Raw genomic sequence first — 22,442 nt, 5'->3', positions numbered from 1 at the left:
GTTGCGGCCCGACCGCCGGGGGGATACCGCGGCCGGGCCCGTGTTCCGACGCGGCCGTCGACCGACCGGGCATGCGTCCGTCCTGCCCGTGGAGCCTTCATGTCCCTGCACCCGTCCCCGCGCGTCCTCGAAGAGCGACGGGAAGACGGCGACAGACCCCCCGTCCCGCCTCTCGTGCCGGAACAGGTGCGGCCGCCCGCGCCGGGAGCGGGGCGCCGGCTACGGGTCCTGGACGGGCTGCGGATCCTCGCCGCGGTGCTGGTGCTCCTCCACCACTACACCCGTCAGGACGTGTGGGGCCGCGACGCGTTCGGCTGGCTGACCGTCGTCGGCCGCTACAGCTGGATGGGCGTCGAGCTGTTCTTCATGATCAGCGGGTTCGTCATCTGCATGTCGGCCTGGGGGCGCCCGCTGGGCTCCTACCTGCGCAGCCGGGTGGTCCGCCTGGCGCCCGCGTACTGGTTCTGCGTCCTGGTGACGATGGGCGTGCTGCTGTCCTTCGGCAAGCCTTTCGGCGGCGCCGGGCCGGGGCTCAGCCAGATCCTGACGAACCTGACGATGGTGCAGACCCCGCTGGGGGCGGCCCCGTTGGACGCGTCGTACTGGACGCTGTGGTCCGAGGTCCGCTTCTACCTGATCTTCGCGGTGGTCGCCTGGACCGGGCTGACCTACCGCAAGGTGCTGAACTTCTGCTGGATCTGGACCGTCGCCTCGCTGCTCGCCCCGGGCTCGGGCCTGCCGGTCCTCGACGTCCTGGCCAACCCGGACTACTCCCCGCTGTTCATCTCCGGCATCTGCTTCTACCTGATCCGGCGCGAGGGGCCGCGGGCGGGAGAGCCGTGGGCGCTGCTGGTGTTCTCCTGGCTGCTGATGCAGCGCTGGCTGAACGACATCGTCCACTGGAACACCGTCAAGGGCGACCGGCTGTCCTGGGAGATGTGCCTGCTCGTCATCACCCTGTGCTACGTGATCATGGCGGCCGTGGCCCTCGGATGGCTGGACCGGATCGACTGGCGCTGGCTGCCGGCCGCGGGAGCCATGTCGTACCCGCTGTACCTGCTGCACCAGCAGGCCGGCCTGACGATGCTGCGGCAGTGGCACCGCGACGTCGAGCCCTGGACGCTGATGCTGTCCGCGACGGCCGTGATGCTGCTGGCCTCCTGGCTCATCCAGCGCTTCGTGGAACGCCCGTTGGCCCGCCGGCTCAAGCGCTTCCTGGAACGCCGTCCGGCGCCCGCCAGGTCCTGACGCCCGCCGGACACGGCGCAAGGGGCGCCCCCGGCCGGGGACGCCCCTTGCGCTCGCGGTCCGTGCGACCGCCTACTTCCTGCCCGCCGCGGCGCGGAGCTTCCACGGCATCGCGATGGACTCCAGCTGCACGGCCAGGTTCATCTTCGACTCGCCGACGGTGCGGTCCTCGAAGTGGATCGGAACCTCCATCACCTGGAAGTTGCGGCGCAGGGCCTTGTACTTCATCTCCACCTGGAAGCTGTAGCCGGCGCTGCCGATCGACGCGAGGTCGATCGCCTTCAGCGCGGCCGCGCTCCACAGGTTGAAGCCGCCCGTGATGTCGCGGACGCGGGTGCCGAGGATGGTGCTCGCGTACGCGTTGGCCCAGCGGGAGAGCAGCTTGCGGTGCGCGCCCCAGGCGTTGGACAGGGTGCCGCCCGGCACGTAGCGGGAGCCCACGACGAGGCCGGCGCCGGTGGAGCGGGCCACGCCCAGCATCTCGGCGATCTTGCCGGCCGGGTGGGAGCCGTCCGCGTCCATCTGGAGCACGTACTCGGCGCCGTCCTCGACGGCCTTGGCCATGCCGGCCGCGTAGGCGCGGCCGAGGCCGTCCTTCGCGGTGCGGTGCAGGACCGACATGCGCGGCTTGCCGTCCTCGGTGAGGTAGCCCTCCGCGAGCTCGTCGGCGATCTTGCCGGTGCCGTCGGGCGAGGAGTCGTCGACGATCAGCAGGCGCAGGCCCGGCTGGTCGAGACCCATGAGCAGCTCCACCATGCCCGGGAGGTTGCCCGCCTCGTTGTAGGTCGGCATGACCACGGTGAGGGGGGTGTGCGCCCAGGTGTCGGGGAGCTTGGTGGTGGCAACGTCGGTCTTGCGGGGAGTCTGCTGCTCGCCTATCACAGGGTTATGCCTCACTGAAGTTGGTCACCGGTCGGAGGAGAAGCGGACGGCTGCGTCGGGCAGTTCGGCCTCGCACCACACCCGCACCCCCGCGCGAAGTTCGTTGTCAGCCCCTACGACGGCACCGTCACCGATGACGGCACCGGTCACGACGGTGCGCGAACCCACCGAGGCGCCGGCGCCGATGAGGCTGGCGTTCACCACCGTGTCCGCGCCGAGGATCGCGCCGTCCAGCACGATGGAGCCCTGGACGACAGCGCCCGATTCGATCCGGGCGCCGGCACCCACCACGGTACCGCCCGTCAGCTTGGCGCCTTCCGCCACCTGGGCACCGGGGAGAACGAGGGCCTCGCCGCGGGGGCCGGGGACGGCCGGGGAGGAGACGATGCCGCGCACGAGGTCGGCGGAGGCCTGGACGAAGGACTCCGGCTTGCCGAGGTCCAGCCAGTAGGTGTCCTCGGTGACGCCGTGCAGCTTGGCACCGGAGGCGAGGAGGCCGGGGAAGGTCTCACGCTCGACGGATACCGGCCGGCCGGCCGGAATGGAGTCGATCACGCTGCGGCGGAAGACGTAGCAGCCGGCGTTGATCTGGTCGGTGATGATCTCTTCGGGGGTCTCGGGCTTCTCGGTGAAGGCCAGCACCCGCCCGTCGGCGTCCGTGGGGACCAGGCCGAAGGCGCGGGGGTCCTCGACGCGCACGAGGTGGAGGGAGACGTCGGCGTCGGCCGCCTGGTGCGACTCGACCAGGCCGGCGATGTCGAGGCCGGTCAGGATGTCGCCGTTGAAGACGAGGACAGGGGAGTCCGGGCCGCCGGTCAGGCGCTGGGCGGCGTTGCGGATGGCACCGCCGGTGCCGAGGGGCTCGTCCTCGACGACGTACTCGAGGGTGATGCCGAAGTCGGATCCGTCGCCGAAGTAGGGCTCGAAGACCTCGGCGAGGTAGCAGGTGGCCATCACGATGTGCGTGACACCGGCGGCGGCGGCCCTGGCTATCTGGTGGGCGAGGAACGGGACGCCCGCTGCCGGAACCATCGGCTTGGGGGTGTTCACCGTCACGGGGCGCAGACGCGTCCCCTGCCCGCCGACCAGCAGGATCGCTTCCGTCATTTTGTTCTCTCCCCAACCGGTTCAGGCGTACGAAGCTTCAAAGTTAGCCCATCCTGCACGGTGCAAAGCCCGGTGGAGCCCCGCCCGGCCCGCCTCCGGCAACGTTCCGGTTACGGCGGGTTGGGCACGATGCGGGTACAAGGCCCCCGGCCCGTCCCCTATATACGGGCCCCACGCACCGCGGCGGGGCGAAGAGCCCCTGCTCAGCCCCGGAACCCGGGCCGCCGGATCCGTCGCCGCCCGGCACCCCGCCGACCGGCCAGGTCCGAGCCCCCTGGAACGGCAGCACGGCCCCCACCAGGGGCGCACACCGGGGGCGGCCCCACCCGCTGGATCGGAATCGTTACAAAGGAACCCTTCGCATTCATCGCCCGGACGCGCGCGGTCCGCGTGCGGGCGCAAGCAGGACAAGGCCCCCGGACGCCGGGGGCCTTGTCGTCGGAATGCAGCGGGTCGGGCGCGTTACGGCAGGTTGCGGGCCATGACGATCCGCTGGACCTGATTCGTGCCTTCGTAGATCTGGGTGATCTTCGCGTCGCGCATCATGCGCTCGACCGGGTAGTCGCGGGTGTAGCCGTAGCCGCCGAGGAGCTGGACCGCGTCGGTCGTGACCTCCATCGCGACGTCGGAGGCGAAGCACTTGGCCGCGGCGCCGAAGAAGGTGAGGTCGGAGTCGACGCGCTCCGACTTGGCGGCCGCCGCGTAGGTCAGCTGGCGGGCGGCCTCGATCTTCATGGCCATGTCCGCGAGCATGAACTGGACGCCCTGGAAGTCGCCGATCGGCTTGCCGAACTGCTTGCGCTCCTGGACGTAGCCCTTCGCGTAGTCCAGGGCGCCCTGGGCGATGCCGAGGGCCTGGGCGGCGATGGTGATGCGGGTGTGGTCGAGGGTCTTCATCGCGGTGGCGAAGCCGGTGCCCTCGGCGCCGATCATGCGGTCGGCGGGGATGCGGACGTTGTCGAGGTAGACCTCGCGCGTCGGGGAGCCCTTGATGCCGAGCTTCTTCTCCGGGGCGCCGAAGGAGACGCCCTCGTCCGACTTCTCGACGACGAAGGCCGAGATGCCCTTGGAGCGCTTCTCCGGGTCGGTGACGGCCATGACGGTGTAGTAGTCGGAGACGCCCGCGTTGGTGATCCAGCGCTTGACGCCGTTGAGCACCCAGAAGTCGCCGTCGCGGACCGCGCGGGTCTTCATGCCGGCCGCGTCGGAGCCCGCGTCGGGCTCGGAGAGGCAGTACGAGAACATTCCGTCGCCCTTGGCCAGCGGGCCGAGGTACTTGGCCTTGAGCTCCTCCGAACCGGAGAGGATCACCGGGAGGGAGCCGAGCTTGTTCACGGCCGGGATCAGGGAGGAGGAGGCGCAGACGCGGGCCACCTCCTCGATCACGATGACCGTGGCGAGGGCGTCGGCGCCGGCGCCGCCGTAGGTCTCGGGCACGTGGACGGCGTGCAGGTCGTTGGCGACGAGGGCGTCGAGGGCCTCCTGCGGGAAGCGGGCCTCCTCGTCGACCGCGGCCGCGAACGGGAGGATCTTCGCCTCGCAGAGCGCGCGGACCGACTCGCGGAGCATGTCGTGCTCCTCGGCCGGGCGGTACAGGTCGAAGTCGGCAGAACCCGCCAAGATCTTTCACTCCCCAGGTGCGGCGCCGAGTGACGTTCCGACAGCGGTGTGCCACCGGAAGGCGTTCGGCGCGGGATGCTAACTACCGTTAAGTAACCCAAATTCTAGTTCCCGGCCCCGGTGCAGCGATATGTGGCGCGTACGTGAGCTGCGTGACAGCCGGGCACTCCCGGGAACGTCCCCCGTGAGCGGCCCGACTATGCTCGGGGGCCGCACACGGCCCCGCACCTCTGGAGCTCCCATGGCCCCCCTCAAGATCACCGTGATCGGCACCGGCTACTTGGGCGCCACGCACGCCGCGGCCATGGCGGAGCTCGGCTTCGAGGTGCTGGGGCTGGACGCGGTGCCGGAGAAGATCGAGATGCTGGCCTCGGGCCAAGTCCCCATGTACGAGCCGGGACTGGAGGAGTTGCTCGCCCGGCACGTCGCGGGGCTGCCGGGGTCCACCGGGCGGCTGCGGTTCACGCAGTCCTTCGAGGAGGTCGGGGAATTCGGCGACGTGCACTTCGTGTGCGTGAACACCCCCCAGAAGCACGGCGAGTACGCCTGCGACATGAGCTTCGTGGACTCGGCCGTGGAGTCCCTGGCCCGACACCTCACCAGGCCCGCGCTGGTGGTGGGCAAGTCCACCGTGCCGGTGGGCTCGGCCGAGCGGCTCGCCGGGAAGCTCGCCGCGCTGGCTCCGGCGGGCGCGGACGTGGAGCTGGCGTGGAACCCGGAGTTCCTGCGCGAGGGCTTCGCCGTGCAGGACACCCTGCACCCCGACCGGATCGTCGTCGGCGTCCGCGGCGAGCGCGCCGAGAAGCTGCTGCGGGAGGTGTACGCGACGCCCATGGCGGAGGGGAGCCCGCTGGTGGTGACCGACTTCCCGACGGCCGAGCTGGTGAAGACCGCCGCCAACTCCTTCCTGGCGACCAAGATCTCCTTCATCAACGCCATGGCCGAGGTGTGCGAGGCGGCCGGCGGCGACGTCGTCAAGCTCGCCGAGGCGATCGGCCACGACGAGCGGATCGGCGCCAAGTTCCTGCGCGCCGGCATCGGTTTCGGCGGCGGCTGCCTGCCCAAGGACATCCGCGCCTTCATGGCCCGGGCCGGCGAGCTGGGCGCCGACCAGGCCCTGACCTTCCTCAGGGAGGTCGACTCCATCAACATGCGCCGCCGCGGCCACATGGTCGAGCTGGCCCGCGAGGCCGTGGGCGGATCGTTCCTGGGCAAGCGGGTCGCCGTGCTCGGCGCCACCTTCAAGCCCGACTCGGACGACGTGCGCGACTCCCCCGCGCTCAACGTGGCCGGGCAGATCCACCTCCAGGGCGGCCAGGTCACCGTCTACGACCCCAAGGGCATGGACAACGCGCGCCGTGTCTTCCCCACCCTCGGCTACGCCGACTCCGCGCTCGCCGCCGCCCGAGGCGCCGAGGTCGTCCTGCACCTCACCGAGTGGCGCGAGTTCCGCGAGCTCGACCCCGCCGAGCTGGGATCGGTCGTCACGGACCGGCTCGTGCTGGACGGGCGGAACGCCCTGGACCCGCTGCGCTGGCGCGCGGCCGGGTGGACCTACCGGGCGATGGGGCGCCCGCAGGCGTAAGGGACTTGGGAGGCGTGGGGCCGGCCAGGGCATATACCGATACCCACTTTCGAAGGATCTCAGTCAAGGAAGTGGAATAAACGACTGGGTAGACTTCGCGCCGATGACCACGACCAGCAGCCCCACAGCCCACCCCACCGCATCCGCGACGGCGGTGCCCGCCACGCGTGACCGGTGGGGATCCTTCGAAGCAGCCATGCGAGGACGCGGCGCCCTGCTGGGCATCGCGGGCTTCTGGCTGGCCTCCAGGGCGGCGATGCTCTGGATGCTCGTCAACAGCTTCTTCAGCTCGAACGTCGTCCGGGTGGAGGTCACCGCGACCTACCACAACTGGTACAACGTCCTCGTCCACTGGACGCTGCCGCACAACGACATCATGTGGCAGTACCCGCCGGCGGCCGCGGCGATCTTCCTCTCCCCGGACCTGCTGCCGTTCCTCACCTACTTCCAGGCCTTCGTCGCCCTGACGGTGCTCTGCGACGGCGTGGTCCTGCTCGGCCTGATCCGGGCGGCGCGGCGCGGTGACGGCAGCATGGCCGGTGCGCTGGTGTGGTTGGTGACGCTGCCGATGATGATGGCGACGCCGTTCGCCCGCTACGACATCCAGGTCACCCTGCTCGCGGTCTTCGCGCTGCTCGCGATGCGCCACCGCCCCCGGGTCGGCGGGGTCATCGCCGGTATCGGGGCGATGGTCAAGGTGTGGCCGCTGCTGACCCTGCTCGGCACCCCGCGCGGCAAGTCCACGCGGGACGCCTTCGTGGCGGCGGCGCTCTCCGGGGCGGCGCTGCTGGCGGTGTTCGCGCTGCTGTTCAAGGACACGCTGGGCTTCCTGGGCAACCAGGGCGACCGCGGTGTGCAGATCGAGTCGCTGGGCGGTTCGGCGCTGATGGCGGCGCGGCTGGTGGACCTGTGGCCCGGCAAGGTCAACTTCCAGTACGGGGCCTTCGAGTACGTCGGTCCGTACGTGTCGAGCATCGCGCGGGCCTCGCTGGGGCTGACCGTGATCGGCTTCCTGCTGCTCCTGCTGTGGCGCGTGAAGGCCAACCGCTGGTCGAGCGCGACGCCGTTCGACGCCGCGCTCTGCGCGATCATGGTCTTCACGGTCACCAGCCGCGTCATCAGCCCGCAGTACATGATCTGGCTGCTGGGCCTCGCGGCCGTCTGCCTGACCTCGAAGAACACCACCCAGCGTCCGATCGCCTGGCTGCTGGTCGTCGCCAACGCGCTGACCACGCTGATCTTCCCGATCTGCTACGGCTCCGACATCCTCACCAACAGCACGCTGGGCACGGTCCTGCTCTGCACGCGCAACGGCCTGCTGCTCTACGCGACGGTGTGGTCCGGTGTCCGGCTGTGGAAGGCGACCGTGCTGCCGGAGTCGGCGCTGCGGCGGCAGGAGTCTGCGGCGGGCTCGGCGCGGGCCGCCTAGCTAGGGCGTGGGGCCCCGGTGCTGAGCGGCACGGGCGGTGAACTCCGCCTCGCGCAGCACCCGCTGGGCGTTGCCCCAGGTCAGCAGGGTGATGTCGGCTTCCGACCAGCCCCGCTCCAGTAGTTCCGCGATCAGCCGCGGGTAGCCCGAGGGGTCGGTGAGTCCGGCCGGCCTCGGGCTTCCGCGTTCGGCGCCGAAGGCGGCGCCGAGGCCGACGCCTTCCGGGCCCGCGAGGGCCCGTACGTGTTCCACGTGGTCGGCGACGGCGTGCAGGGAGTCGCCGGTGCGCTCGGTGTCGAAGGTGACCATCGCCAGGCCGCCCGCCGCGCGCAGGGCGAGCAGGACCTCGTCGGTGACGTTGTCCGGGTGCGGGTTGAGCGAGGCCGCGCCGGTGTTGGAGATGATCACCGGCGCTTTGGAGGCCGCCGTGAGCCGGCAGGCGGCGGAGGGCGTGCAGCCCGTCAGGTCGAGGAGCATCGCGAGCCGGTTCGCCTCCTTGACCACCTCGTGGCCGAAGGCCGTCAGGTCCTCGTCGGCCCAGGGCGCTCCGGCGGGGGCGATGAGGCGCACGCCGAGGGCGTGGAAGGCGCGCAGTGCGCCGAGGGAGCCGGTGAGGGTGCTGCCGGGGACGGGGCCGAGGAACGAGGCGATGCGGCCCCGGTTGCGGGCGTCGGCCATGTCGTCGGCGGTCAGCGCGAGGTAGAGGCTGTCGGAGTAGCGGCGCATCAGGGCGCGGGCCGCGTCGATCTGTTCGAGGGTCTCGCACACGGCCTGGGCGCAGGAGTCGGCGCGGGGCGGGCCGGGCGGCACGAGGAGGGTCCAGAACTGGGCGCCCACTCCCCCGGCGCGCAGCCGCGGGATGTCGGTGTCGACGCCCGTGTCCGGGGTGTCGATGTCGTGGTACGGGCTCTGGCGCAGGGTCCAGACGAGGGTGTTGCAGCCGTCGGCGACGGGGTGCACGGCGAGCAGCGCGGCCGCGCGGTCCAGGGATCCGCCCGCCATGAGGGGGGCGGTGACGGGGACGTCGTCGGCTCCGACACCCACGGAGTGGGGTTCATCCTGCAGGTCGGCCATGGCATTCGCTCCGGTCTCGGCGGCAGCAGGGAGACATGGGGCCACCGTGACACGGGGGGTGGCGGTGCCGCCCGGCGAATGCGGCGTTCGGGTGTACCCCGTACGGAACGGGGGCGGGGCGGGGGTCGTTCCCCCGCCCCGCCCCCGTCCCGGCGGTGTCCGCCGGTGTCCGCCGGTGTCCGCCGGTGTCCGCCTGCGGGCTAGAGCACCGCGTTGGACGGGCCGCGGGTGGCCGACAGGTCGCGGGCGACGGCTTCGGCGTCGCGCAGCGCCCGTACCGCGTTGGACCAGGTCAGTTTGGCCAGGTCGGCCCGGGACCAGCCGCGGTGCAGGAGCTCCGCGATCAGGTTCGGGTAGCCGGAGACGTCGTCCAGCCCGGCCGGGGTGAAGGCGGTGCCGTCGAAGTCGCCGCCGATGCCGATGTGGTCGACGCCGGCGACCTCGCGCATGTGGTCGAGGTGGTCGGCGACGGTGGCGGCGGTGGCCACCGGGCGCGGGCGCCCGGCTTCGAAGGCCCGGTGCAGGGCCATCGCCTCGGGGGTGGTGTCGAGGTGGTGGAAGCCGTGGGAGCGCAGGTTCTCGTCCGCGGCCAGGGTCCACTCGACGGCGGCCGGGAGGATGAACTTCGGTACGAACGTCGCCATCGCGACGCCGCCGTTGGCCGGCAGCTGCGCGAGGACGTCGTCGGGGACGTTGCGCGGGTGGTCGCAGACCGCCCGCGCCGAGGAGTGCGAGAAGATCACCGGCGCGGCCGAGACGGCGAGGGCGTCGCGCATGGTGGTGTCGGCGACGTGCGAGAGGTCGACGAGCATGCCGATGCGGTTCATCTCGCGCACCACCTCGCGGCCGAACTCCGCGAGGCCGCCGTGGCGGGGTGCGTCGGTCGCCGAGTCCGCCCAGTCGATGGTGTCGTTGTGGGTGAGCGTCAGGTACCGCACGCCCAGCCGGTGCAGGGCGCGCAGGGTGGCGAGCGAGTTGTTGATGGAGTGGCCGCCTTCGGCGCCCATCAGGGAGGCGATCCGGCCGTCGGCGCGGGCCGCTTCCATGTCGTCCGCCGTGAGGGCCCGCGCCAGGGCGCCGGGGTGGCGGTCGATCAGCTGGTCGACGGCGTCGATCTGCTCCAGGGTGGCGCTGACGGCCTCGTCGCCCGCGAAGTCGGAGCGGACGTAGACGGACCAGAACTGTGCGCCGACCCCGCCGGCCCGCATCCGGGGGATGTCGGTGTGCAGGTGCGCCGACTGGTCGCCGGCGATGTCCCGCCGGCCGAGGTCGTAGCGCACCTGCTCGCGCAGGGCCCAGGGCAGGTCGTTGTGGCCGTCGGCCACGGGGTGCTCGGCGAGCAGCTCCCGGGCCTGCGTGAGCAGGTCCGCCGCGCTCACTTGCCGAACCCGAAGGATTCCGCGCCCGCGACCTTGGCGCGCAGCCGCTTGCCCTTCTCGGTGGCCTGGTCGTTGAGCTCCTGCTGGAAGTCCCGCATCCGGCCGAGCAGCTCCGGGTCGTGCGCGGCGAGCATGCGGACGGCCAGCAGGCCGGCGTTGCGGGCGCCGGCGACGGAGACGGTGGCCACGGGGACGCCGGCGGGCATCTGGACGATCGACAGGAGCGAGTCCATGCCGTCCAGGTACTTCAGGGGGACGGGTACGCCGATGACGGGCAGCGGGGTGACGGAGGCGAGCATGCCCGGCAGGTGGGCGGCCCCGCCCGCGCCGGCGATGATCGCCTTGAGGCCGCGGTCCGCGGCCTGCTCCCCGTACGCGACCATCTCGCGCGGCATCCGGTGGGCGGAGACGACGTCGACCTCGTAGGGGATCTCGAACTCGTCCAGGGCCTGGGCGGCGGCCTCCATGACCGGCCAGTCGGAGTCCGAGCCCATGACGATGCCTACGACGGGGGAGGTGCTCATTCCGTGATCGTTCCTCTGAGGTAGCCGGCTGCGTGACGTGCGCGCTCCAGCACATCGTCAAGGTCGTCGCCGTAGGTGTTGACGTGGCCGACCTTGCGGCCGTGTTTCACGTCCTTGCCGTACATGTGGATCTTTACCTGCGGGTCGTGGGCCATGCAGTGCAGGTACGCCGCGTACATGTCGGGGTAGTCCCCGCCGAGGACGTTGGCCATCACGGTCCAGCGGGCCCGGGGGCGCGGGTCGCCCAGGGGGAGGTCCAGGACCGCGCGGACGTGGTTGGCGAACTGGGAGGTGACCGCGCCGTCCTGGGTCCAGTGGCCGCTGTTGTGCGGGCGCATGGCCAGTTCGTTGACGAGGATGCGGCCGTCAGTGGTCTCGAACAGTTCCACGGCCAGGTGGCCGGTCACGTCGAGCTCCTTGGCGATGCGCAGGGCCAGGGCCTGGGCCTCGCCCGCGAGGGCTTCGGAGAGGTTGGGGGCGGGGGCGATCACCGTGTCGCAGACCCCGTCCACCTGGATGGACTCGACGACGGGGTAGGCCACGGCCTGGCCTTGCGGGGAGCGGACGATGTTGGCCGCGAGCTCGCGGACGTAATCGACCTTCTCCTCCGCGAGGACCGGGACGCCCGCCTTGAACGGGGCCTCCGCGTCCTCGGGCGTGCGGGCGAACCACACGCCCTTGCCGTCGTACCCGCCGCGCACCGTCTTGAGGATGACGGGGAAGCCGCCCACCTCTTGCGCGAAGGCCGCCACGTCCGCCGGATCGCTCACGATCCGGTGGCGGGGGCTGGGCGCGCCGATCTTGTCGAGCTTGGCGCGCATCACCCCCTTGTCTTGTGCGTGCACCAACGCGTCGGGCCCCGGCCGGACGGGGATGCCGTCCGACTCCAGGGCCCGGAGGTGCTCGGTGGGGACGTGCTCGTGATCGAAGGTGATCACGTCGCAGCCGCGCGCGAAGGCGCGCAACGTGTCCAGGTCGCGATAGTCGCCGATGACGACGTCACTCACGACCAGGGCCGCCGAGTCCTGGGGGGTGTCACTGAGGATCTTGAATCTGATGCCGAGGGGGATACCCGCCTCGTGGGTCATGCGGGCGAGCTGACCGCCGCCGACCATGCCGACTACCGGGAACGTCACCTCTCCAGGGTATCCGCCGGTATTCCGCCATACGGACGCAGGCCTGGCGCAGACCCGCCGGTCGGGCCCGGAGGCCTTGTGTGCGTTGCGTCGCAAGGGTGCCGGGGGCGCGAACGGGCCCCCGGGGTGACACTTAACATGGTGGGGTTGACGGGATCGGGTGACACATCCAGCGGGACGCTGACGGCTCACTCCGCGACTCACACGACGACTGACAGGGACTGAACCATCACATGAGCACGCCGAACGCAGTACCGCTGTCCGAGCGCCTCCGCGGCATCGCGCGGGAGGTCGTCAAGTTCGGCGCGGTCGGCGGCGCGGGCGTCCTGGTCAACTTCGGCGTCTTCAACCTGCTGCGCACCACCACGGACCTGCAGACGGTCCGCGCGAACGTGATAGCCATCGTGGTGGCCATCATCACGAACTACGTGGGGTTCCGCTACTTCACCTACCGTGACCGCGACCTGGGCAGCCGCCGCCGCGAGATGATCCTGTTCGTGCTGTTCAGCGTGATCGGCATGGTCATCGAGAGCGGTGTGCTCTACGTCGCCACCTACGGCTTCGGCCTGGACAGCTCGCTGCAGAACAACATCTTCAAGTTCTTCGGCATGGCGGTGGCGACGGTCTTCCGGTTCTGGTCCTACCGGACGTGGGTCTTCAAGGCCCTGCCCACGGACGTCGCGCCCTCGCTGGTCGTGGAGCAGCGCGACGGGCACGAGGCGCCCGCAGCCACCCGCACCCCGGAGCCGGTGGCCAACCAGGGCTGACGGCCGCCCGGCCTCACCTGACGGTCCGCTCCGGCTCCGCGCGCTCCGGGGCGGTACGGCTGAGGAAGAGCGCGAACACCGGCGGCTGACTCTGGAGGAGCTCCAGGCGGCCGCCGTCCGCTTCCGCGAGGTCCCGGGCGACGGCCAGGCCGATGCCGGTGGAGTTGCGGCCGCTGATGGCCCGCTCGAAGATCCGGTTGCCCAGGTCGGGCGGGACGCCGGGGCCCTCGTCCGTGACCTCGATGACGGCCTGGTTGCCGGTCACGCGGGTGCGCAGGGCGACCGTGCCGCCGCCGTGCATGAGCGCGTTCTCCACGAGGGTGGCCAGGACCTGGGAGACCGCCCCGGGGGTTCCCACGGCCCGCATGCCGGTCTTGCCGGAGCGCACGATGGCCCGGCCGGCGCTGCGGTAGGCCGGGCGCCACTCCTCCACCTGCTGCTTGACGACCTCGTCGAGGTCGAAGGGGACGGCGGAGCCGGTGCGGGGGTCGCGGGAGTTGGTCAGCAGCCGCTCGACGACGTCCGTGAGCCGCTCCACCTGGGTGAGGGCGATGCTCGCCTCCTCCCGCACGGTCTCCAGGTCGTCGGTGACCGTGATCTCCTCCAGCCGCATCGACAGGGCGGTGAGGGGGGTGCGCAGCTGGTGGGAGGCGTCGGCGGCGAGGCGCCGTTCGGCGGTGAGCATGCGCCCGATCCGCTCGGCGCTGGAGTCGAGCACGTCGGCGACGCGGTCCAGCTCGGGAACCCCGTAGCGCTTGTGCCGGGGCCGGGGGTCGCCCGAGCCGAGCCGCTCGGCGGTCTCGGCCAGGTCGGTCAGCGGGGAGGCCAGCCGGTTGGCCTGGCGCACGGCGAGCAGGACGGCCGCGACGACGGCCAGCAGGGCCACCGCGCCGACGACGGCCAGGGTGCGCCCGACCTCCCGGGTGACGGTGGAGCGGGACTCCTCGACGACCACCACCTCGCCCTGCTCGCCGCGCGCGGTTCCCCGGATGACGTTGTCCTCGATGCGGTCGCCGACCTCGACGGGCGGCTGTCCGGGGACGGTGATGCGGGCGTACGTGCCGACGTCCAGCTGCTCGGACAGCGAGCCGGCGTCGACCTTCCGGTGTTCCAGGGCGTCGGCCTCGACGACGCCCAGCAGGCGCAGCGCCTCGGAGCCGATGCGGTCCTGGGCGCTGCTGGTGATGGTCCGGGTCTCCACGATGACGAGGGAGACCCCGAACACGGCGATCACGACGAGGACCACGGCGAGCGTGGAGTTGATCAGACGGCGGCGCATGCCCTAGAGCATGCCCTAACGGGCGAACGCGCTCCGTCGGCTGCGGCGCCGGCCCGCGTCAGCTCTTCTCGAAGCGGAAACCGACGCCCCGGACGGTGGCGATGTAGCGGGGGTTGGCGGCGTCGTCGCCCAGCTTCTTGCGCAGCCAGGAGATGTGCATGTCGAGGGTCTTGGTGGAGGACCACCAGGTGGTGTCCCAGACCTCGCGCATCAGCTGGTCGCGGGTGACGACCCGGCCGGCGTCGCGGACCAGGACGCGCAGCAGGTCGAACTCCTTGGCGGTGAGCTGGAGCTCCTCCTCGCCCATCCAGGCGCGGTGGGACTCGACGTCGATGCGCACGCCGTGGGTGGCGGGGGCCTGGGCGGCGTCGTTGGCGCCGCGCCGCAGCAGGGCCCGGACGCGGGCCAGCAGCTCGGCGAGGCGGAAGGGCTTGGTCACGTAGTCGTCGGCGCCGGCGTCCAGGCCGACCACCGTGTCCACCTCGTCGGCCCGGGCGGTCAGGACCAGGATGGGGAAGCCGTGGCCCTCGGCGCGCAGTCGCCGGGCCACCTCCAGGCCGTCCATTCCGGGCAGTCCCAGGTCCAGGACGACGAGATCGACGCCGCCCTGCAGTCCGGCCTCCAGGGCGGTGGGGCCGTCCTCCCGGACCTCGACCTCGTAGCCCTCCCGGCGCAGGGCACGGGCCAGGGGTTCCGAGATGGATGCGTCGTCCTCGGCGAGCAGTACACGCGTCATGTGGGTGATGGTAGTCCGCGGCGGGTGAAAGGAGGCGCCTGCCTGCATACCCCTCTCGAACTGGGGTTATGAACTACTACCGACCTTCGAACTTGACGGATCGGTTCCCTCTTTCCTTGTGATCCATATCTCAAGCCCTTCCATATCCATCGGGGCCCTGTCGTATGGTGGCGGAACGCCCGATGCACTACCGAGGGGACATTTGCGCTCAAATCCGAGCCAAGAACCTCAAGTTCTGCTCTGGTCGGCATCGTCCGGCCCAGATGACAGTGAATGACCTATGGGCCGGGCCCTGCGCGCGAGGATGCGCGGAGGGCGTGGATCCCGGTTACGACTGCCCCATCGCCCCGCCACTCCGGGGAACGAGACCCCAGGGCGTGGGGAGGGACATCCGTCGCCGGTGCCGGCCGCCCCCCACCGGGCGCTGAACAGCTCACGAAGCCAAGCGTCCCGAGCAAGCAAGGATCGACCATGGCTTCCAGCCTGACGAAGGACTCGGCGTCCCCGGCCGCCGAAAAGACCTTCTTCGGCCACCCCCGTGGCCTGGCCACTCTGTTCATGACCGAGATGTGGGAGCGCTTCTCCTACTACGGCATGCGCGCCCTCCTGGTCTACTACCTGGTCTCGGGCGGCGCCGACGCCGCCACGGGCAGCCAGGGCGGCGGTCTGGCCATGACCGCGGCAACGACCACGGCCATCTACTCCGTCTACGTGTCCATGGTCTACCTCATGGCCATGCCCGGCGGCTGGTTCGGCGACCGCGTCTGGGGCGCCCGCAAGACGGTCGCGATCGCCGGTTTCGTGATCATGGCTGGTCACCTGTCCCTGGCTCTCCCCGGCCAGGCGATGTTCTTCGTGGGTCTGGTCCTGGTCGCGGCCGGTTCGGGTCTGCTGAAGGCCAACATCTCCACGATGGTCGGTCACCTGTACGACGGCCCGGACGACCCGCGCCGTGACGGTGGCTTCACCCTGTTCTACATCGGCATCAACCTCGGTGCCTTCGTCGCCCCGTTCGTCGTCGGAACGGTCGGCAAGGAGCACAACTGGCACCTGGGCTTCGCCCTTGCCGCCGTCGGCATGGCCCTGGGCCTCACCCAGTTCCTGATCGGCACCAAGCACCTGAGCCCGAAGAGCAGCCAGGTCCCGAACCCCCTGACGCCGGAGGAGCGCAAGGCCGTCCTCACCAAGGTCGTCCTCGCCGTCCTGGGCATCGCCGTCTTCTACGGCGCCGTGGTCGCCCTCGGTGCCTACACGCTGAACTGGGCCCTGGTCCCGCTGACCCTCGCCGGCCTGCTCATCCCGATCGCCGTCCTGGCGCGCATCAAGCGCGACAAGGACCTCTCGGGCGCCGAGCAGTCGAAGATGACCGCGTACATCTGGTTCTTCATCGCCGCCGCCGTCTTCTGGATGATCTACGACCAGGGTGGCTCCACGCTGTCCCTGTTCGCGGACGACAAGACCGCCGACACCGTCTTCGGCTTCGGCTTCTCGGCCACCTGGTACCAGTCGCTGAACCCGCTGTTCGTCATGGCGCTGGCCCCGGTCTTCGCCTGGCTGTGGCTGTGGCTGTCCCGCAAGAACCAGGAGCCGAACACCATCGTGAAGTTCGCGATGGGTCTGGTCCTGATCGGCGCCTCGTTCTTCGTCTTCATCGTCCCGATGGGCATGGCGACGGGCGACACCAAGGTCTCCCCGATGTGGCTCGTCTCGATCTACATGATCCAGACCATCGGCGAGCTGTGCGTCTCCCCGGTCGGCCTCTCGGTCACCACGAAGATGGCTCCGCAGAAGTACGCCTCCCAGATGATGGGTGTCTGGTTCCTCGCCGTCACCGCCGGCGACTGCACCACCAGCCTCCTGTCCATCGGTGGCGTCGACCTCAACGGCACGTGGGTGATCGGCTTCCAGGCCGCCGCCGCGGCCCTGGCCGGCTTCGCGGTGTACACGTACCGCAAGAAGGTCCAGGCGCTCATGGGCGACGTGCACTGAGGTACCCCGAGCGGTAGGTGAAGGCCCGGCACACCGGAAGGTGTGCCGGGCCTTCGTCCGTTCCCGTGCGGACTACCTGGTGCCCCGCAGGCGGCGCCAGGGGGTGAAGGTGAAGACCGCGGCGCCGAGCAGGATCACGGTGCCGGCGACCAGGGCCAGGGCCCGGACCCCGCCGCCGTCCTGGGCGCCGGTCTCGGCGAGGCCGCCGGCGGCGCCGGACGAACCGGACCCCGAGGAGGCCGAGCCGGTGGTGGCGGAGCCGGAGCCGCCGGGCTGGGCGGTGGTGTCCAGTTCCAGGGAGACCCCGCTGGCGGTGGCCTTGCAGGGCACGTTGATCGGGGTGGAGCCCGGAGCCATCGTGACGTCGATCGTCAGCTGGTCGGGGCTGAGCGTCACCTTGCCCGACTTTCCGGGCTTGTAGGTGCCCGTCATGTCGCTCAGGCTGACCGGCGCCTTGTCGGGGATCGGCTCGGCGTTGGCCGGGCCGGTGACCTTGACGGTGCCGCTGTCGGCGCCGCCGAGCTTGATGTCCATCGAGGGCTTGAGCGCCCCGGCCGGGAGGGCCATGGGACTGGCCATCGCGCCCTTGGCGGTCTTGACGGTGAGGGCGTAGTCGCCGCCGTTCCTCTTCGCGCTAATGGTCACTGGCGTCTTGATTCCATTAGGCACCACCGCGCCGCAGTCGTAGGAGACCTCCACCGCCTTGCCCGGGAAGTCGGTCTGGCCGCCCGAGCCGCCGGTGGTGGAACCGCCCGCCGTGCTGCCGCCGACGGTACCGGCGGTCGTGGAGCCGCCGGTCGTGGAGCCCGTCGTCCCGCCGGTGGTCGTCGAGCCCGTCGTACCGCCGGCGGTCGTCGAGCCGGTCGTCCCGCCCGTCGTGCTCGTGCCGCCGGTCGTACCGCCGGTGCCGCCGCCGCCCGAGACGTCGATGACGGCCCCGCCCATCACCGCGCCCACCGGGGCGCACTTGGTGACGAAGGTGCCGAAGGGGAAGGTCACCGCCACCTCGTACTTGCCGGGGGTCACAGTGATCTTGCCGGCCTTGGTCAGCTTCAGCTTGCCCTTCATGACGGACATGACCATGGGGGCCTTCTTGGGGATCTCCGGGTTCTTCTTCTCCCCGACGACCTTGACGTCCCCTCCCCCGTCGCCGGCGGTGAGCCAGCCCGTGGGCTGGACGGAGTCCTTCGGGATCACCATCAGGTCGGTGTTGTTCGAGGCCGGCTTCACCGTCTCCCACGAGACGTCCACCTCGTCACCGACCTTGGCCGTGGCCGGTGCGGTGATCCGGGCGGTGGTCTCGCCCTCCACCGGGTCGCCGCCGCCGGCCGGCGGCACGCACCTGACCTTGAACGTGGTTTCGGCGGCCTGGGCGGGGGAAGCCGCCACGGCGACACCCGCGCCGCTGAGCAGCAGCGCGGCCAGTGCCGCGCTCGCCCTCCGTTGGGTCTTCACTGGGGTCCCTTCGTCGTCGGACTGTGATCGGACGGTGCGGATGTCTGTGGCGGCCGCGGCTCCCGGGGGCGCGGGGGGTCCGGAGTGAACCACGGCAGGGCCGGTGCCGGAGTCCCGGGGGTGCCGGCCGCGGCGGCCTTCGGGAGGCGGGCGGTCACCGCCGAGGCCGGGCCCGGGTCCGGGTCCGGGGCCGCGGCCGGTCCGGCCGACCGGTGGCGGCCGGAGGCCTCGGGGCGGGGCCGGACCCGGTCCACGACGGCCATGCCCAGCCGGAAGAGCGCCGTCGGAACCACCACCAGCAGCAGGCCCCAGAACAGCAGCACCCCGTACGGCCGGGCCACGCCCCACGGCTGGGCGGCGAGGACGGTCTCCCCGTACTTGAGGGAGACCGTGTAGTCGCCGTGGGCGCCCGCCGGGAGCTCCACGTCCAGGCCCACCTCCGCCTTGCCGCCGGGCGGGATGGTGCCCTTCCAGCGGGCCTCCTCCCACTGCGGGGCGAACACCCCGTGCGCGGTGCCCAGCTGGAAGACGGGGTCCTTGACGGGCGCCGAGCCGAGGTTGCCGACGGTGGCGGTGAACCTGCGCGACGGCGGGGCCCCGAACCAGGTCAGCACCCCGTCCTCACCCCTGAGCCGGACACCCGTGAGCATCGCGAGCCGGGCGGTCCCGGACGCGGCGGGCAGCTCGGCCACCGGATGGCCGGTGATCTTCAGCGGGACGGCGACGGTGGACTGGTCGCCGTTGACCGAGGTCACGTCGACCACGCAGGGGCAGGGCTTGGGCGGCGCCACGACCGGCAGCCGGGCCGTGAACCGGCCGTCGTCGGCGACCGTGACGGCCACCCCGTCGGCGTTGGCGCAGCTGTTGGTGCCGCCGATCATGTTCTGACCGCAGACCAGCAGCATGACCAGGGTCCTGGCCGGCCATCCGGTGCCGGTGGCGGTGAGCTCGGCGCCCGGGGCGGCCTCCTGGACGGAGAGCGCCACGGCAGGCTTCCCCGCGGCGGAGGCGGCGGAGGTGGCGGAGGCGGCCGGGGCGGCGGAGGTGGCGGAGGCGGCCGGGGCGGCGGGCAGCAGGGCCAGGGCGAGGGCCGCCAGCACGGCCCCGAGGCGGGACACGGCCCTCGGGCCGGGCGTGCGGCTCACCTGGGCGCTCCCGTCAGCTCGGGTTCGGATGCGGCGGCCGGGGCGCTCGGGCCCCCGTCCGGCGCGTACGGCTCGTCGCGCGGCTTGCCCCCACGGCCGGGCGGGCCGCGCCGCAGTACCCGTACGAGGACCGCCGCGGCCGCGCCGAGGAGCAGCAGGCCGGCCCCGGCCCAGGCGGCGCCGCCCCGGGGCACGAGCCAGGCCGTGGCGGTGGCGGTGGCTTCGGCGGCGCCGGGGGCGGTGACGGTGAGCCGCACGGAGACCCGGTCGAGGGAGGGCGCACCGGGCCAGGGCTCGGTCAGGGCGACCCGCTGGCCGGGCAGCAGCCCGACCGGCAGGGGCCGGGCGGGGCGGGGGTCGGAGGCCTTGCCGAGGCCGCCCCCGGCGTGCAGGGCGAGCGTCGGCGTGAGGGCGACGTTGCCCCGGTTGACCAGGGTGTACGCGACGGAGGCGGCCCTGCCGCGGCCGCGTACGGAGACGTCCTCGACGGTGAGCGCGGCCAGGGCCGGGCCGCCGACCCTCAGATCGACCCGGACGCCCACCTCGCGCCCGCCCTCGGCGGCGACGACGGCGGCGGGGTGGTCGCCGGGCGGGGAGGCGGGCGGCACGGTGACGGTGAAGGGGACCACGGCGCGGGTGTGCGGCGGGAGCCTCACGGTGGCGGCCGCGCCGAAGCTGATCCAGGAGCCGGCCCCCGGGGCGGCGCCGCCCGGGCGGCCCCCGGCCGCGGGGCGGACGGCGAAGGCGCCGTCGGCGGCGTTGTAGACGTCGGCCCCGCGCAGGGTGACGACCCGCTCCCGGTCGCCGGGGTTGGCGAGGGCGAGGCGGTCCTCCAGCACGGTGCCGGCGGGGCCCGCGAAGTAGAAGGAGGGGCGGCGGGCCGCCGCGGCGGAGACGCCGGAGGCCGGTTCGGCGGTCCAGCCGGGCTCGTCGGCGGCGGCGGGGGACGCGGGGAGGGCGGCGGCGGCCAGCAGCAGGAGCGCCGCGAGCCGCCCGAGGGCGCGGGGCGCGAGCGTGCGGGGCGTGAGGGCGTGGAGCACGGGCAGGCGCTCCGTTCAGGCCGGGGTCCGCCGGGCCCGTCGGCCGCGCCGGGTCAGCCAGAGCATCCCGGCGGCGCCGGAGAGGGCCACGGTGGCGCCGAGGGTGCCGAGGGCGAGGGCGGAGTCGGCGGGGCCGGTCTGCGGGAGGGTGTCCTCCTCGGAGGGCTGCTGCGCCCCGGCGGCCGCCGTGACCTCCAGTTCCAGCGAGGGCTTGGGGTTGTTGCCGGGGGTGCAGGTGGTGGTGGTCCCCATGGCCTTGATGGTGAGGACCCCGGCGGTGAAGGTGACCTTGCCGCTCTTCTTCGGGGTGTAGGTGCCCGAGAGGTCGGTGATCCTGATGGGGGTGTTGGCGGGCACCGCCTCGGGGTTCGGGGGGCCGGAGAGCGGTATCGAGGCCTGTTCCGCGCCGTCGGCCGTGATGACGGCGCTGGGGTTCATCGCGCCCTTGCCGAGCTCGATGGGGCTGGAGGAGACACCCTTCTGGAAGGACATCGTCAGCTTGTAGGCGTCGCCCTCCTTGACGGCCTTGATGTCGATGGGCGAGACCGCCGACTTGTCGCCGATGGGGGTCTGGCACTTGTACTCGACGTCGACCACGTCGGCGTGGGCCGCGGGGGCGGCGAGCAGTACGGCGGATCCGGCCAGCGCGGAGGCCAGCGCGAGCGCGGTGGAGCGTTTCCGGTCGGACACCTTCGTCTTCCCCTCGGGCCACGGAACGGCTTACTGACGCCATGTCAGATTGGTGGCTCAAGGTACGCCCGGGACCTTGCGGAGGGAAGACAAAGGACGATCCGGCCTGGAAGGCCCGGCGGCCGGCCCGCCGGGCCGCGCACCGGGCCGCGCCGCGGGCGGGGCGTCAGGCGGCGCGCACCCCGCGGTTCCAGACGGCGGACACGAGCGGGACGCCCGGCCGGTAGGCGAGGTGGACGTGGCTGGGGGCGTCGAGGAGGGCCAGGTCGGCGCGGGCGCCGGGCACCAGGCGGCCGATGTCCGGGCGGCGCAGCGCGCGGGCCCCGCCGGCGGTGGCCGACCACAGGGCCTCGTCGGGGGTCATGCGCATGTCCCGGACGGCGAGGGCGATGCAGAACGGCATGGAACTCGTGTACGAGGAGCCGGGGTTGCAGTCCGTGGACAGGGCGACGGTGGCGCCCGCGTCGATGAGCCGGCGCGCGTCGGGCCACTGGGCGCGGGTGGAGAACTCGGCGCCGGGCAGGAGCGTGGCGACGGTGGTGGCGGACGCCTGGGCGAGGGCGTCCACGTCGGCGTCGGTGAGGTGGGTGCAGTGGTCGGCGGAGGCGGCCTCCAGCTCCACGGCCAGCTGCACGCCGGGGCCGTGGGAGAGCTGGTTGGCGTGGACACGGGGGATCAGGCCGACGGCGGCGCCGGCGGTGAGGATCGCGCGGGCCTGGTCGCCGTCGAAGGCGCCCTTCTCGCAGAAGACGTCCACCCAGCGGGCGTACGGGGCGCAGGCCGCGAGCATCTCGCCGGTGACGAGGTCGACGTAGCCGGCGGGGTCCTCGGCGTAGTCGGGGGAGACGATGTGCGCGCCGAGGTAGGTGACCTCGTCCGTGTGGGCGGAGGCGATGCGCAGGGCGCGGGCCTCGTCGGCGACGGTGAGGCCGTAGCCGGACTTGGTCTCGAAGGTGGTCGTGCCCTGGCGGAGGGCCTCGTCGAGGTGGCGGACCAGGTTGGCCTCCAGCTCGGCGTCACTGGCGGCGCGGGTGGCGGCGACGGTGGTGCGGATGCCTCCGGCGGAGTAGGCGCGGCCGGACATGCGGGCGTTGAACTCGGCGGTGCGGTCGCCGGCGAAGACGAGGTGGGAGTGGGAGTCCACGAAGCCGGGGATGACGGCCCGGCCCTTCGCGTCGAAGGACGCGTCGGCCGCGGGGGCCTTGCCGGTGGCCCCGACCCAGGCGATCTTGTCGTCCTCGATGACGAGGGCGGCGTTCTCGACCAGGCCGAGGGGGGTGCCGTCGCCGAGGGCGGGGTCGTTGGTGACGAGGCTGCCGATGTTGGTGATGACGGTGGTGGTCATGGTTCCTCTCGG

Annotated in this window: 19 protein-coding genes; 5 read left to right on the top strand and 14 right to left on the bottom strand. The window is 72.1% G+C overall.

All coding sequences use genetic code 11. The features are described 5' to 3' along the window. The first annotated feature begins 99 nt into the window (after nt 1-99). Nucleotides 100-1,248: an acyltransferase family protein gene (locus ACFY15_RS26715; RefSeq protein ID WP_390690454.1), complete on the top strand. Its 1,149-nt coding sequence runs from the start codon at nt 100-102 to the stop codon at nt 1,246-1,248. Nucleotides 1,249-1,320: 72 nt separating this feature from the next. Here ACFY15_RS26715 and ACFY15_RS26710 read toward each other — a convergent pair whose 3' ends face one another. From ACFY15_RS26710 to ACFY15_RS26700, 3 genes are all read right to left on the bottom strand, one after another. Further along, entirely contained in the window at nt 1,321-2,130 is an 810-nt protein-coding gene (locus ACFY15_RS26710; RefSeq protein WP_390690453.1) for a polyprenol monophosphomannose synthase, read from the bottom strand. A 24-nt stretch (nt 2,131-2,154) separates the two neighbouring features. Continuing rightward, nucleotides 2,155-3,237 (bottom strand): sugar phosphate nucleotidyltransferase, encoded by a 1,083-nt coding sequence (locus ACFY15_RS26705; protein WP_390690452.1) that lies wholly within the window; start codon nt 3,235-3,237, stop codon nt 2,155-2,157. Nucleotides 3,238-3,699: 462 nt separating this feature from the next. Next, on the bottom strand, nt 3,700-4,857 hold the full coding sequence (locus ACFY15_RS26700; RefSeq protein ID WP_365146144.1) for an acyl-CoA dehydrogenase family protein: 1,158 nt from the start codon (nt 4,855-4,857) through the stop codon (nt 3,700-3,702). A gap of 241 nt (nt 4,858-5,098) precedes the next feature. On the opposite strand from ACFY15_RS26700, the gene ACFY15_RS26695 reads away from it, so the two are divergent. After that, nucleotides 5,099-6,442, top strand: a complete 1,344-nt coding sequence (locus ACFY15_RS26695; protein WP_390690451.1) for a UDP-glucose dehydrogenase family protein — start codon at nt 5,099-5,101, stop codon at nt 6,440-6,442. Between the two features lie 103 nt (nt 6,443-6,545). After that, a complete protein-coding gene (locus tag ACFY15_RS26690) occupies nt 6,546-7,871 on the top strand; it encodes a glycosyltransferase 87 family protein (protein WP_390690450.1) in 1,326 nt (441 codons plus the stop codon). On the opposite strand, the gene ACFY15_RS26685 is transcribed toward ACFY15_RS26690, so the two are convergent. The 4 genes from ACFY15_RS26685 to ACFY15_RS26670 form a co-directional block, all read right to left on the bottom strand. Further along, a complete protein-coding gene (locus ACFY15_RS26685) occupies nt 7,872-8,945 on the bottom strand; it encodes a membrane dipeptidase (RefSeq protein ID WP_390690449.1) in 1,074 nt (357 codons plus the stop codon). It lies immediately after the preceding gene. 200 nt (nt 8,946-9,145) lie between these two features. Further along, nucleotides 9,146-10,324, bottom strand: coding sequence for a dipeptidase (locus tag ACFY15_RS26680; protein WP_390690448.1), 1,179 nt, complete (start codon nt 10,322-10,324; stop codon nt 9,146-9,148). Next, nucleotides 10,321-10,848 (bottom strand): 5-(carboxyamino)imidazole ribonucleotide mutase, encoded by a 528-nt coding sequence (purE, locus tag ACFY15_RS26675; RefSeq protein ID WP_042812871.1) that lies wholly within the window; start codon nt 10,846-10,848, stop codon nt 10,321-10,323. Before purE ends, ACFY15_RS26680 begins: the two co-directional genes overlap by 4 nt. Next, complete coding sequence (locus ACFY15_RS26670) at nt 10,845-11,984, bottom strand: 5-(carboxyamino)imidazole ribonucleotide synthase (protein ID WP_390690447.1); 1,140 nt, start codon at nt 11,982-11,984, stop codon at nt 10,845-10,847. The genes purE and ACFY15_RS26670 overlap by 4 nt, the downstream gene beginning before the upstream one ends. 233 nt (nt 11,985-12,217) lie before the next feature. On the opposite strand from ACFY15_RS26670, the gene ACFY15_RS26665 reads away from it, so the two are divergent. After that, a complete protein-coding gene (locus ACFY15_RS26665) occupies nt 12,218-12,751 on the top strand; it encodes a GtrA family protein (protein WP_390690446.1) in 534 nt (177 codons plus the stop codon). Between the two features lie 13 nt (nt 12,752-12,764). Here the strand turns inward: ACFY15_RS26665 and ACFY15_RS26660 are convergent, their stop codons facing one another. Beyond that, a complete protein-coding gene (locus ACFY15_RS26660) occupies nt 12,765-14,030 on the bottom strand; it encodes an ATP-binding protein (protein ID WP_390690445.1) in 1,266 nt (421 codons plus the stop codon). A 58-nt stretch (nt 14,031-14,088) separates the two neighbouring features. Next, nucleotides 14,089-14,766, bottom strand: coding sequence for a response regulator transcription factor (locus ACFY15_RS26655; protein ID WP_042812873.1), 678 nt, complete (start codon nt 14,764-14,766; stop codon nt 14,089-14,091). 471 nt (nt 14,767-15,237) lie between these two features. Here ACFY15_RS26655 and ACFY15_RS26650 point away from each other — a divergent pair, with 471 nt between their 5' ends. Beyond that, nucleotides 15,238-16,755 (top strand): peptide MFS transporter, encoded by a 1,518-nt coding sequence (locus tag ACFY15_RS26650; protein ID WP_390690444.1) that lies wholly within the window; start codon nt 15,238-15,240, stop codon nt 16,753-16,755. Between the two features lie 72 nt (nt 16,756-16,827). Here ACFY15_RS26650 and ACFY15_RS26645 read toward each other — a convergent pair whose 3' ends face one another. From ACFY15_RS26645 to hutI, 5 genes are all read right to left on the bottom strand, one after another. Further along, on the bottom strand, nt 16,828-18,210 hold the full coding sequence (locus tag ACFY15_RS26645; RefSeq protein WP_390690443.1) for a hypothetical protein: 1,383 nt from the start codon (nt 18,208-18,210) through the stop codon (nt 16,828-16,830). After that, the gene (locus ACFY15_RS26640; protein ID WP_390690442.1) at nt 18,207-19,355 is read right to left on the bottom strand and encodes a hypothetical protein; all 1,149 of its coding nucleotides are present in this window, start codon (nt 19,353-19,355) and stop codon (nt 18,207-18,209) included. The genes ACFY15_RS26645 and ACFY15_RS26640 overlap by 4 nt, the downstream gene beginning before the upstream one ends. Beyond that, on the bottom strand, nt 19,352-20,395 hold the full coding sequence (locus ACFY15_RS26635; RefSeq protein WP_390690441.1) for a hypothetical protein: 1,044 nt from the start codon (nt 20,393-20,395) through the stop codon (nt 19,352-19,354). Before ACFY15_RS26635 ends, ACFY15_RS26640 begins: the two co-directional genes overlap by 4 nt. Nucleotides 20,396-20,410: 15 nt before the next feature. Next, nucleotides 20,411-21,085, bottom strand: a complete 675-nt coding sequence (locus tag ACFY15_RS26630; protein WP_390690440.1) for an LPXTG cell wall anchor domain-containing protein — start codon at nt 21,083-21,085, stop codon at nt 20,411-20,413. A gap of 166 nt (nt 21,086-21,251) precedes the next feature. Next, on the bottom strand, nt 21,252-22,430 hold the full coding sequence (gene hutI / locus ACFY15_RS26625; protein ID WP_390690439.1) for an imidazolonepropionase: 1,179 nt from the start codon (nt 22,428-22,430) through the stop codon (nt 21,252-21,254). Nucleotides 22,431-22,442: the final 12 nt, after the last annotated feature.

This window comes from Streptomyces sp. NPDC001373 (assembly GCF_042895815.1).
GTDB lineage: Bacteria > Actinomycetota > Actinomycetes > Streptomycetales > Streptomycetaceae > Streptomyces.
Note: the sequence above shows the minus strand (reverse complement) of the source record. Positions and strands in the feature narration are given on the sequence as shown.